Annotated in this window: 10 protein-coding genes; 3 read left to right on the top strand and 7 right to left on the bottom strand. The window is 69.4% G+C overall.

Annotated elements, in window-relative coordinates:
* Positions 1–26: 26 nt before the first annotated feature.
* From ACWGH4_RS21275 to ACWGH4_RS21250, 6 genes are all read right to left on the bottom strand, one after another.
* Positions 27–911 (bottom strand): SPFH domain-containing protein, encoded by an 885-nt coding sequence (locus ACWGH4_RS21275; RefSeq protein WP_441263552.1) that lies wholly within the window; start codon positions 909–911, stop codon positions 27–29.
* Positions 912–1,064: 153 nt separating this feature from the next.
* A complete protein-coding gene (locus ACWGH4_RS21270; RefSeq protein ID WP_453463120.1) occupies positions 1,065–1,901 on the bottom strand; it encodes an MBL fold metallo-hydrolase in 837 nt (278 codons plus the stop codon).
* Positions 1,898–2,764 (bottom strand): NUDIX hydrolase, encoded by an 867-nt coding sequence (locus ACWGH4_RS21265; protein ID WP_453463117.1) that lies wholly within the window; start codon positions 2,762–2,764, stop codon positions 1,898–1,900. The genes ACWGH4_RS21270 and ACWGH4_RS21265 overlap by 4 nt, the downstream gene beginning before the upstream one ends.
* 9 nt (positions 2,765–2,773) lie before the next feature.
* The gene (locus tag ACWGH4_RS21260; protein ID WP_453463114.1) at positions 2,774–4,891 is read right to left on the bottom strand and encodes a PQQ-dependent sugar dehydrogenase; all 2,118 of its coding nucleotides are present in this window, start codon (positions 4,889–4,891) and stop codon (positions 2,774–2,776) included.
* Positions 4,892–5,150: 259 nt separating this feature from the next.
* On the bottom strand, positions 5,151–5,621 hold the full coding sequence (locus ACWGH4_RS21255) for a RidA family protein (protein WP_441263548.1): 471 nt from the start codon (positions 5,619–5,621) through the stop codon (positions 5,151–5,153).
* Positions 5,618–5,779 (bottom strand): DUF4177 domain-containing protein, encoded by a 162-nt coding sequence (locus tag ACWGH4_RS21250; protein WP_005314434.1) that lies wholly within the window; start codon positions 5,777–5,779, stop codon positions 5,618–5,620. Before ACWGH4_RS21250 ends, ACWGH4_RS21255 begins: the two co-directional genes overlap by 4 nt.
* A 96-nt stretch (positions 5,780–5,875) precedes the next feature.
* On the opposite strand from ACWGH4_RS21250, the gene ACWGH4_RS21245 reads away from it, so the two are divergent.
* A complete protein-coding gene (locus ACWGH4_RS21245) occupies positions 5,876–6,838 on the top strand; it encodes an ArsA-related P-loop ATPase (protein ID WP_441263547.1) in 963 nt (320 codons plus the stop codon).
* Positions 6,835–8,136, top strand: a complete 1,302-nt coding sequence (locus ACWGH4_RS21240) for an ArsA family ATPase (RefSeq protein ID WP_453463109.1) — start codon at positions 6,835–6,837, stop codon at positions 8,134–8,136. The genes ACWGH4_RS21245 and ACWGH4_RS21240 overlap by 4 nt, the downstream gene beginning before the upstream one ends.
* 334 nt (positions 8,137–8,470) lie before the next feature.
* Here the strand turns inward: ACWGH4_RS21240 and ACWGH4_RS21235 are convergent, their stop codons facing one another.
* A complete protein-coding gene (locus ACWGH4_RS21235) occupies positions 8,471–8,815 on the bottom strand; it encodes a WhiB family transcriptional regulator (RefSeq protein WP_050791514.1) in 345 nt (114 codons plus the stop codon).
* Between the two features lie 408 nt (positions 8,816–9,223).
* Here ACWGH4_RS21235 and ACWGH4_RS21230 point away from each other — a divergent pair, with 408 nt between their 5' ends.
* Positions 9,224–11,452, top strand: a complete 2,229-nt coding sequence (locus ACWGH4_RS21230; RefSeq protein ID WP_453463107.1) for a transglycosylase domain-containing protein — start codon at positions 9,224–9,226, stop codon at positions 11,450–11,452.
* The last annotated feature ends 22 nt before the right edge of the window (positions 11,453–11,474 follow it).

Raw genomic sequence — 11,474 nt, 5'->3', positions numbered from 1 at the left:
CTCGTGCGCTGTTCAGCCCTTGCTGCTCACCTCTTGCTGCCGTCCACGATCAGCGGGTTCCCCGTGCCGGTGCCGCACGGAACCGCGTACACGGGGTTCTTCGCCGCCGCCTCCTTGAAGGCCTCGATGCACTGGTTGGCGAGCACCCTGTCGCTGAGGGAGTCGTTGAGGATCTTGTTGGCCTTGGCGATGCCCTCGGCCTCGATCCGGCGGCGCTCGGCCTCCGCCGTGGCGGTCCGCGCCGCCTCCGTCGCCCGCTCTGTCGCCTGCTGCTGCTGGATCTTGCGGTCGATCTGCTCCTGCAGCTGCTCGGACGGCCGCACATTGCGCAGGTTGACGGTGGTGACGGCGATCCCGCGGGGCGCCAGACGCTCCTTGATCAGGTCGCCGATCTCCGCGTTGATCTTCTCGCGTGCGGAGGTGTAGCCCTCCTCGCTCGTGTGACGGGCGAAGACGTTGCGGATGATCTCCCGGCTGTCGGGGAAGACCAGGCGCTGCTGAATGGCGTCCTCGCTGCCCGCGAGCCGGTACAGCTCGACCGCCTTCGCGGGGGTGACCGCCCACTTCACGGTGACCTCCACGTACATCACACCGCCCTGCGAGGAGCGCACCTCGACCACGTCCTTGTCGGAGAGATTGAGGTCCACGGGGCGGGTGGAGAAGGTGGTGACGTTGGTGAACGGTGACGTGATGTTCATGCCCGAGTTCATGGGCGAGCCGACCTTGCCGAAGGTGACGGGCACACCGACCTCGTAGGCGCTGATGACGTGGACACAGCTGGCTATGCCCGAGAAGAGGCCGGCGATGAGCGCGCCCACCGCGCCGAGCTTGAGCCCCTTGTTGTCGCCGCCTCTGGCGACGAGGTACATCACCGCCGCGGCGATGACGAGGATGACGAAGAGTACGAACACGGTTTCCCCCCGGGAACGAATGCCGCAAGTAAGCGGAGCGTAAAGCATCGCTCGCACCACGACGCCGGAGGATGGCCGGCCGGTTCCGTCCGTGCCGGGGACCGCGCAAAGGCGCCGGTGCGGCCGCTCAGCCGAGCTGCACCCGTCCGGCTGTCAGGGGCCGATCAGCCCGTGCTCCCGCAGGTACTCCAGCTGTGCGCGCACGGAGAGCTCCGCGGCGGGCCACAGCGACCTGTCCACGTCCGCGTACACCTGGGCGACCACCTCGGAGGGGGTGGTCCAGCCGTCCTCGACTGCCGTCTCCACCTGGGCGAGCCGGGTCGCGCGGTGCGCGAGGTAGTACTCGACGGCGCCCTGGGCGTCGTCGAGAACCGGCCCGTGGCCCGGCAGCACGATGTGGATGCCGTCATCGACGGTGAGCGAGCGCAGCCGCCGCAGGGAGTCGAGGTAGTCGCCGAGCCGTCCCTCCGGGTGCGCGACGACCGTCGTGCCGCGGCCGAGGATCGTGTCGCCGGTCAGTACGGCCCGGTCGGCGGGCAGGTGGAAGCTGAGGGAGTCCGCGGTGTGCCCCGGGGTGGGGACGACCCTCATCTCCAGGCCGCCCGTGGTGATCACGTCTCCGGGGGCGAGCCCCTCGTCGCCGAGCCGCAGCGCCGGGTCGAGGGCCCGGACGTTCGTACCGGTCAGTTCCGCGAAACGGGAGGCGCCCTCGGCGTGGTCGGGATGGCCGTGGGTGAGCAGGGTGAGGGCGATCCGCTTGCCCGCGCGTTCCGCCGTGGCGATGACGGCCCGCAGGTGCGTGTCGTCGAGCGGTCCGGGATCGACGACGACCGCGAGCTCGGAGTCCGGCTCGGAGACGATCCAGGTGTTGGTCCCGTCGAGGGTCATGGCGGACGCGTTCGGCGCGAGGACGTTGACGGCACGGGCGGTGGCGGGCCCCGACAGCACACCACCGCGGGGCTGCCCCGGCAGAGTGGCTGCGTCGGTCATCGCGGACCTCCCGTGGAGACGTGCTTGGTGAACTCCTCGTGCCCCGGCCAGCTGAGGACGACCTCGCCGTTCTCTAGCCGGGCCTTGGCCAGCACCGGGGTCATGTCCTGGCTCGCCGCCGCCGCCAGCGCCTCGGCGGACGTACGGAACGCCTGGAGCGTCCGCAGCGTCGCGACCGTCGGCGGCATCATCAGCAGCTCACCCTTGTCGTACCCGTCCGTGGCGTCGGCAGGGCTGATCCAGACCGTCGACTCCGCCTCGGTCGACACATTGCGGGCGCGCTGGCCCTCGGGCAGGGCGGCCACGAAGAACCAGGTGTCGTAGCGGCGTGGCTCGAACTCCGGCGTGATCCAGCGCGCCCAGGCGCCCAGCAGGTCGGACCGCAGCACGAGGCCCCGGCGGTCGATGAAGTCCGCGAAGGACAGTCCGCGGTCGACCAGTGCCTGCCGGTCCGCCTCCCAGTCGTCGCCCGTCGTGTCCCCGACGACGGTGTCGGGAGCGGGGCCGGCCAGCAGGATGCCCGCCTCCTCGAACGTCTCCCGCACCGCGGCGCACACGATGGCCTGCGCGGACGCCGTGTCGTCGACTCCGAGGCGCTCCGCCCAGACGTCCAGGGAGGGACCGGCCCAGCGCACCGGCCGGTCGTCCCTCGGGTCCACACCGCCGCCCGGGTAGGCGTACGCGCCTCCGGCGAAGGCCATGGAGGCGCGTCGTCGCAGCATGTGGACAGCGGTACCGTCGGGGGTGTCACGCAGCAGCATCACCGTGGCGGCCCGCTTGGGGACCACGGCGGTGAGCTCACCGGCGGCGAGTGCGCGGATACGGTCGGGCCATTCCGGCGGGTACCACTGACCATTGGACATGGGCGGATGCTATGCGCTTCCGCGCCGATGTTCGAGAGTCTCCTTCCCGCGGCCGGTCCCGCGGGCCGCTCCTGCGCCCGAGTACACGATGTCGATCCGCAGGATCCTGTCGTTTCCGTTCACGCCGTCCTTGTCGGTCGACGTGGTGAGCCAGATGTCGCCCTGGTGGTCGACCTCGACGGTGCGCAGCCGGTCGTAGGTGCCCTGGAAGTAGATCTTCTGCTCCACCAGGTTGCTGCTCGTGTCGATGCGCATCCGGTAAACGCGTTCGCCCCTGGTCGTGGCGACGAAGACGTGGTCGTTGATGATCGTCAGGCCGCTGGGTGAGGCCTGAGCCGTCGGCCAGGTCTTCTTCGGCGCGAGGTAGCCCGAGCAGCTGCCGCTGGTGCCCTCGCAGGCGGGCCAGCCGTAGTTGCCGCCCTTGCGGATCAGGTTGACCTCGTCCATGACGCTGTTGCCGAACTCGGCCTGCCAGAGGCGGCCCTGCGAGTCGAAGTCGAGGCCCTGCGGGTTGCGGTGTCCCAGGGACCAGACGGCGTTGCCGAAGGGGTTGTCCGCGGGAATCGAACCGTCGCGGTCGATCCGGAGGATCTTGCCGTTGAGGGAGTTCTTGTCCTGGGCCTTGCTGGAGCTCTGCGCGTCGCCCATGGCGGCGTACAGCTTCCCGTCGGGGCCGAAGCGCAGCCTGCCGCCGTTGTGGAAGCGGCTCTTCTCCATGCCTGCGAGCAGCACGGTGTAGCCGCTGAGGCTGTTGTTCTCGAGCTTCATGCGAGCGATGCGGTTGCCGTCGCCTGAGGTGTGCAGGAAGTACAGCAGGCGGTCGGTGGCGAAGTCCGGGCTGACCTCGAGGCCCATCAGGCCTCCCTCACCGCCGGTGGTCTGCGACTCGGGGACCTTGCCGACAAGCGTCTTCTGACCGGTCCTGGAGAGCGTGTAGACGTTGAAGGTGTTCCGCTCGGTGAAGACGCCGGTGCCGTCCGGCAGGAAACCGAGCCCCCAGGCGACGTCCACGCCGCCGGCCAGGGTGGAGACCGTGCCAGGGTCGGGAGTACCGCCGGGGATCGCGCCACGGGTCCTGACGGTGATCTCGGGACTGAAGGCGGACCTGTTGCCCTTGCGGTCGAAGGCCCTGACCTTGAAGCGGTACGACGCGTCCGGGGTCAGGCCGCCGACGGTCGCGGAGGTGGCGTCGGCGGTAGCGGCCGCGGCCCCGTCGCGGTGGATCTCGTATCCGGCGACGCCCGTGTCGTCCGTGGACGCGGTCCACACGAGGTCGACGGCGGTCGCGCCCGCGCCGGCGGAGCGCAGGCCGCTGGGCACGCTGGGGGCCTGCGTGTCGGGCGGGGCGGGCAGCGTGGAGACGGTGACGGCGTTGCTGGCGCCGGAGACGTTGCCGGCGGCGTCACGGGCGAAGACCGTCCAGTCGTAGGCCGTTTCCGGGTCGAGCCCGTCGACGGTGGCCGCGAGGGCGGTGCCTCCGACCTGCTTCATCAACTGGCCGTGCTGGTAGACGTCGTAGCCGGTGACGGCCGTGTCGTCGGAGGCGGCGTCCCAGGCGAGCGAGACGCTCGTCGCGGTGGGCTCCTTGTCCTTGCGCAGGTTGGCGGGGGCCGTCGGTCTCTGCGTGTCGGCAGGGCCGCTCGCCGTGACGGTGAGCTTGTCCAGGTTGGGCCCGTCGGACGCCGCGGTGGTGACCCGGACCGTGTTGTCGCCCGCTTTGAGGGCGGCGTTCGCGGTGACGGTCCGCCAGGTGGTCCAGGCGCCGGTGGCGGGGAAGGCGCGGTCGTCGGCGACGAGGGCGCCGTTGACCCGGATGTCGAGGGGGCGGTTCGCGGACGTGCCGTTGGCGTACCGGAATTCGAGGGTCGCGTCGGTGGTCCGGTCGGAGGCGACGGTGAACTCGACGTAGGCGCCCGTCACCGGCTGGAAGTTCACGTAGCCGGTGCCGGAGTGACCTGTGTGGTCGGAGTCGACCGCGCCTTGGGAGACCTTGGCCGCTTCGGCCTCGTACGCGACGGGAACGGCGGCTGCCGTGCCCGCGAGAGGTGGTGCCGCAACGGATAACGCCGCGGTCGCGGCGGCCACGAGAACGCCGAGGGCGGCCCGTGGGCGGGGGGTGGATGCCACTGTTTCCTCCCACTTTCGTTCGGGGGACGAGGGGATGGAGGAGGTGCGTGCGACTGCTCGCCGATTCCACGAGAGCGTTCACACCGATAGGAAGGATTCCTAACCATGGACGCCAAGGGACAGGGCACACCCACCGACGCGTCCGCGTCAAGACCGGCGCGGGAGGATCGGCGCACCGGCGGAACGGCGACGGCCCCGCGCCCGCCGGGAATCCGGGGGCACGGGGCCGTACATGTACTGACCGGGGTGTCGGCCGGGCTCAGCCCTGGGCGAGCTCCACCTGGATCTCGACCTCGACGGGAGCGTCCAGCGGCAGCACCGCGACACCCACCGCGCTGCGGGCGTGCACGCCCTTGTCGCCGAGCACCTCGCCCAGCAGCTCGCTCGCTCCGTTGAGAACGGCCGGCTGCCCGGTGAAGTCCGACGCCGAGGCGACGAAGCCGACGACCTTCACGACCCGCGCGATCCGGTCCAGGTCACCGATGACCGACTTCACGGCGGCCAGGGCGTTCAGCGCACAGGTGCGCGCCAGTTCCTTGGCCTCCTCCGGGGTCACCTCCGCACCCACCTTGCCGGTGACCGGCAGCTTGCCCTCCACCATCGGGAGCTGCCCGGCGGTGTAGACGTACGCGCCGGACACGACGGCGGGCTGGTAGGCGGCGAGCGGCGGAACGACCTCGGGCAGCGTCAGCCCGAGTTCGGCGAGCCTGGCGTCGACCACGCCGCTCACGAGGACTTCTCCCGCTTCAGATAGGCCACGAGCTGCTCGGGGTTGTTCGGCCCGGGTACGACCTGGACCAGCTCCCAGCCGTCCTCGCCCCAGGTGTCCAGAATCTGCTTCGTCGCGTGCACGAGAAGCGGTACGGTCGCGTATTCCCACTTGGTCATGGAGCCGACTGTAGCCGCACCCTCCACCCGGTCCGTGACACAGGCCGCAGGCAGCCTCGTGCGTAGGGCGGGGTCCGACTGGTTAGGCTCGAATACGTGAGCAGGCTCCAGGTCGTCAGCGGCAAGGGCGGTACCGGTAAGACCACGGTGGCCGCTGCCCTCGCGCTCGCCCTCGCGACAGAGGGAAAGCGGACTCTTCTCGTCGAGGTCGAGGGCAGGCAGGGCATTGCCCAGCTGTTCGAGACGGAGGCCCTTCCTTACGAGGAGCGCAAGATCGCCGTCGCCTCCGGCGGCGGTGAGGTGTTCGCGCTGGCCATCGATGCCGAGCGCGCCCTCCTCGACTACCTCCAGATGTTCTACAAACTCGGCAGCGCGGGCCGCGCCCTGAAGAAGCTCGGCGCGATCGACTTCGCGACGACCATCGCCCCGGGCGTGCGGGACGTGCTGCTGACGGGCAAGGCCTGCGAGGCCGTGCGCCGCCGGGACAGACAGGGGCGGTACGTCTACGACTACGTGGTCATGGACGCGCCGCCCACCGGCCGCATCACCCGCTTCCTGAACGTCAACGACGAGGTGGCGGGCCTGGCCCGGATCGGCCCGATACACAATCAGGCGCAGGCGGTGATGCGGGTCCTCAAGTCGCCTGAGACGGCCGTCCACCTGGTCACGCTGCTGGAGGAGATGCCCGTCCAGGAGACCGCCGACGGTGTCGCAGAGCTCCGCGCGGCCGACCTGCCGGTGGGCAACGCCATCGTGAACATGGTCCGGCCGCATCTCCTCGACGAGGACGCCGTGCACGACGCGGCGAACGGCCGGCGCGCCGCCGTCACCGACGCGCTCAAGGCCGCCGGCGTCACCGGCGCCGCGGGGCTCGTCACCCCGCTGCTGGAGCAGGCGTCCGAACACGCGCAGCGTGTGGAGCTGGAGCGCGAGCAGCGCAAGGCGCTCAACACCCTGGAGCTGGGTGCCTACGAACTCCCCATGCTCAGCGAGGGAGTCGACCTGGCAGGGCTCTACCAACTGGCGAAGGAACTGCGCAAGCAAGGGGCCGGCTCATGACCCTGGACGCATCGGCCCGGCTGGAGGTCGATCCCCTCATCGACGACCCCGCCACCCGGATCATCGTGTGCTGCGGCGCCGGTGGCGTCGGTAAGACGACGACGGCCGCGGCGCTGGGGGTACGGGCGGCGGAGCGCGGCCGCAAGGTGGTCGTCCTCACCATCGACCCGGCCCGGCGGCTCGCGCAGTCCATGGGCATCGACTCGCTCGACAACACTCCGCGCCGGGTCGAAGGCATCGAGGGCGGCGGGGAGTTGCACGCCATGATGCTCGACATGAAGCGGACCTTCGACGAGATCGTCGAGTCGCACGCTGATGCGGACCGGGCCCGCGCCATCCTGGAGAACCCCTTCTACCAGTCCCTGTCCGCCGGTTTCGCCGGCACGCAGGAGTACATGGCCATGGAGAAGCTGGGCCAGCTGCGGGCGCGCGACGAGTGGGACCTGATCATCGTGGACACCCCGCCGTCGCGCTCCGCGCTGGACTTCCTCGACGCGCCCAAGCGCCTGGGGTCGTTCCTCGACGGCAAATTCATCAAGCTGCTGATGGCGCCGGCGAAGATGGGCGGCCGGGCGGGGATGAAGTTCCTCAACGTCGGCATGTCGATGATGACGGGCACCCTCGGAAAGCTGCTCGGGGGCCAACTACTGCGGGACGTGCAGACGTTCGTGGCCGCGATGGACACGATGTTCGGCGGGTTCCGCACCCGCGCGGACGCGACGTACCGGCTGCTTCAGGCGCCGGGGACGGCGTTCATGGTGGTCGCGGCACCCGAGCGTGACGCGCTGCGGGAGGCGGCGTACTTCGTGGAACGGCTGGCGGAGGAGGACATGCCGCTCGCCGGCCTGGTCCTCAACCGGGTGCACGTCAGCGGCGCCGCGCGGCTGTCGGCGGAGCGTGCGCTCGCGGCCGCGGAAAATCTTGATGAAGGCGGCATTGTGGATCAGGGGCACGGGAAGACTGGTGTTCGTGACGCCGTGGCCGTCTCTCCCGAATCCCCGTCCGCGGGCCACGCCCCCGAAGCCCACCCGCAAGTCGCCGAAGAACCCGCAGAGTCGAAGAGTTCCCCGACGCAGACCACGCAGGAGATGACTGCCGGTCTGCTGCGTCTGCATGCCGAGCGCATGCAGGTGCTTGCGCGTGAACAGCGCACGCGTGACCGTTTCACCGCGCTCCACCCGGAGGTGCCGGTGGCCGAGGTCCCCGCCCTCCCGGGCGACGTGCACGATCTCGCCGGCCTGCGCGCCATCGGCGACCGCCTCGCCACGGGGGGTCTCGCCCCGGCCGGGGCGGCGTAGCCGCCTTCAGCGCACGGCTCCGCGCATCGCTCGCGGTGCGTCGACGCCTCAGCACGGGCGCGGGATCTTCAGGGCACGGTTCGCCGTGTGGTCCGGCATGGGGGCATGACCGGATGGCCCGGCGTGCCCGCGCCTGCTGTTCGGCACGTCGGTGCGCGCTGTGGAGGCACCTCGGCCCAGCGCGCCCTCAAGGCATGCCTCGGACACCCGTGGCGGACACGGACACCACGAAGGCCACTCGCGGCCCGTACCACCAGGGATAGGCCGACCGCGGCCGAGACCGAGCCCGTCAGCCGCCCGGTACGACCGGTGCTTCCGGTGCGACCGCCGACAGCTAGCCGACCGCGGCGTACGCCTCGTAGGTCTCGTCGTCGTCGAGGGCGACGGGCAGAATCCCCGCGCTGCGCTCGTATTCCGTGCGTGCGGTCTCGAGCAGCCTGCGCCAGGAGGTGACGGTGGGGCGTCTGCGCAGCAATGCGCGTCGCTCCCGCTCCGTCATTCCGCCCCAGACGCCGAACTCGACGCGGTTGTCGAGCGCGTCGGCCAGGCATTCGGTCCGCACCGGGCATCCGGTGCACACCGCCTTGGCCCTGTTCTGCGCTGCCCCTTGTACGAACAGTTCATCCGGATCAGTAGTGCGGCAGGCTGCCTGCGCACTCCAGTCGGTTACCCAGCCCATGCCGGCGCCGTCCTCTCCCGAATCGAGGCTCCCCCACGGCGGCAGCGGCATATTCACCGCTGCCAGTTGAGGACGTTACGGAAGGTGGGCACAGCGCAACACCCCCTTGGGGCCCAATCTTGAATGGCCCGAACGGACTATGCGTACGCGGCAGATCACCCAGGGGAGTGACCTGAGGGCATACCGAACAAAGCCGACATAGCGGGGCAGTTCAGTTGGGTCACAAGGGGCACCGGGTAACACAAGCGCCGGATACGGACATGACTGACGGACACAACTCCGCCGGATTCGGGTACAGCGGAAATCATGTCAAGTGCTTGATGCAGAACCGCACTGCTGTGACAGTTGTGAGCAGCTTAGGCCAATGCCTTTACGCGTGTCCGGCGAATGAGAACGTAGGCTGGCCCCATGCCAAAGAAGCGCTCGGGCGGTGGTCTGACCGGGACCCAGCAGGCCGCCAAGTTCCTCGGTGTCAGCGTGCTCGCCGGAGCCGTGCTGGCGGGCATCGCCCTGCCCGCCGCCGGAGCACTGGGACTCGCGGCCAAGGGAACGGTCGAGGGATTCGACACCATCCCGGCCAACCTCAAGACTCCGCCGCTGAGTCAGCGCACCACGATCCTCGACTCCGAGGGCGGTCCGATCGCCACGGTCTACTCCCGTGACCGCACGGTCGTGCCGATCGAGGACATCTCCCCGTACATGCAGAAGGCGATCGTCGCGATCGAGGACGCCCGCTTCTACGACCACGGCGCGATCGACCTCAAGGGCGTGCTGCGCGCACTGAACAAGAACGCGCAGTCGGGCGGCGTCTCCGAAGGCGCCTCGACCCTCACCCAGCAGTACGTGAAGAACGTCTTCGTGGAGGAGGCCGGTGACGACCCCGACAAGGTCGCCCAGGCCACCCAGCAGACCCTCGGCCGGAAGATCCGCGAACTGAAGTACGCGATCCAGGTCGAAGAGGAACTGGGCAAGAAGAAGATTCTCGAGAACTACCTCAACATCACGTTCTTCGGTCAGCAGGCGTACGGCGTCGAGGCCGCGTCCCAGCGGTACTTCTCCAAGAAGGCGAAGGACCTGAAGCTGGAGGAGGCCGCGCTGCTCGCCGGCATCGTCCAGTCGCCCAGCCGCTTCGATCCGGTCAACGACTCGGAAGAGGCGACCAAGCGCCGCAACATCGTGCTCCAGCGCATGGCGGACGTCCGGGACATCTCCCAGGCCGAGGCGGACAAGGCCAAGGCGAGCCCGATCAAGCTGAACGTCAGCAAGCCCAAGAACGGCTGCATCACCGCCGTCAACGGCGCCGGCTTCTTCTGCGACTACGTACGCCAGGTGTTCCTGACCGACCCGGTCTTCGGCAAGACCAGGGAGGACCGGCTCAAGGTCTGGAACCAGGGCGGTCTGACGATCAGGACCACCCTGGACCCGCAGGCCCAGGCATCGGCGCAGAATTCGATAAAGGACCACGTCTACCAGACCGACAAGGTCGCCGCCGCGGTCACGCTCGTCCAGCCCGGGACCGGCAAGATCGTCGCCATGGGTCAGTCCAAGCCGTACGGCTTCGGCAAGAACGAGACCCAGATCAACTACTCGGTCAACCACGACATGGGCGGCTCGAACTTCGGCTTCCCGGTCGGCTCGACCTTCAAGCCGTTCCTGGCCGCCGCGGCCCTGGAGCAGGGCAAGCCGCCGACGCAGGTCTACCCGTCGCCGTACAAGATGCCGTACCCGCAGTCGGTGTCGACGTGCAGCGGCAAGCCGTGGGTCAACACCGACAACACCACGCTGGAGAACGAGAACGAGACCGAGGTCGGGCCGTACCCGCTCAAGGAAGCGATGGCGCTGTCCGTCAACACCTACTTCGTGCAGATGATCGGCGAGATCGGGATGTGCCCGATCACGGAGCTGACCGGCAAGCTGGGCGTGGTGCAGGGCAACAACACAAAACTGCCGGAAGTACCCTCGGCGCTCACCCTCGGCTCCACCGGTATCGCGCCCCTCGTGATGGCCAACGCCTACGCGACCTTCGCCAACCGCGGGACCTACTGCACGCCGACCGCCATCGAGTCGATCAAGACGGCCGACGGCAAGAGCCTGAAGGTCCCGCAGACCGAGTGCAGCAAGGCGATGTCCGAGCGGACCGCCGACACGATCAACACCCTGCTGCGCGGAGTGGTCGACTCCGGTACCGGCCGACAGGCCGGTCTGCAGAGCCGCGACAACGCGGGCAAGACCGGTACGACCGACTTCAGGAAGAACGCCTGGTTCGTGGGCTACACCCCGAACATGTCGGGCGCCGTCTGGGTCGGCAGCGCCAGCCAGCAGGTGAAGATGGAGTACATCACCATCGGCGGCCAGTACCACGAGAAGGTCTTCGGTGGCGCGGTCCCGGGTCCGATCTGGAAGGACGCGATGACGGGGGCGCTGGCCAGCGAGCCCGCTCCGCCCTTCGTCGGCGTGCACATCCCGGACGTCCCGAAGGACGACAAGGACAAGGAGAAGGACCGGGACAAGCCGGACGACGGCAAACCCGGTGACGAGGAGCCGTGGCCCGGCATCTCCATCCCGCCGGACCTGATCGGCGGCGGCAACAACCGCGGCCAGGGCAACGGCGGCGGTGACGGCGGCAACTGGCCGTAGGCACCCGCGTGAGGTGTGAAGA

It is taken from the genome of Streptomyces sp. NPDC054847 (assembly GCF_053610925.1).
The sequence above is the reverse complement of the archived record's forward strand: the minus strand, read 5'-3'. Positions and strand labels throughout refer to the sequence as shown.

Excerpts from the sequence above, each read along its gene's own strand:
- ACWGH4_RS21250 (WP_005314434.1), bottom strand. The coding sequence starts at position 5,779 with ATGACCAAGTGGGAATACGCGACCGTACCGCTTCTCGTGCACGCGACG.
- ACWGH4_RS21270 (WP_453463120.1), bottom strand. The coding sequence starts at position 1,901 with ATGACCGACGCAGCCACTCTGCCGGGGCAGCCCCGCGGTGGTGTGCTG.
- ACWGH4_RS21265 (WP_453463117.1), bottom strand. The coding sequence starts at position 2,764 with ATGTCCAATGGTCAGTGGTACCCGCCGGAATGGCCCGACCGTATCCGC.
- ACWGH4_RS21240 (WP_453463109.1), top strand. The coding sequence starts at position 6,835 with ATGACCCTGGACGCATCGGCCCGGCTGGAGGTCGATCCCCTCATCGAC.
- ACWGH4_RS21230 (WP_453463107.1), top strand. The coding sequence starts at position 9,224 with ATGCCAAAGAAGCGCTCGGGCGGTGGTCTGACCGGGACCCAGCAGGCC.
- ACWGH4_RS21235 (WP_050791514.1), bottom strand. The coding sequence starts at position 8,815 with ATGGGCTGGGTAACCGACTGGAGTGCGCAGGCAGCCTGCCGCACTACT.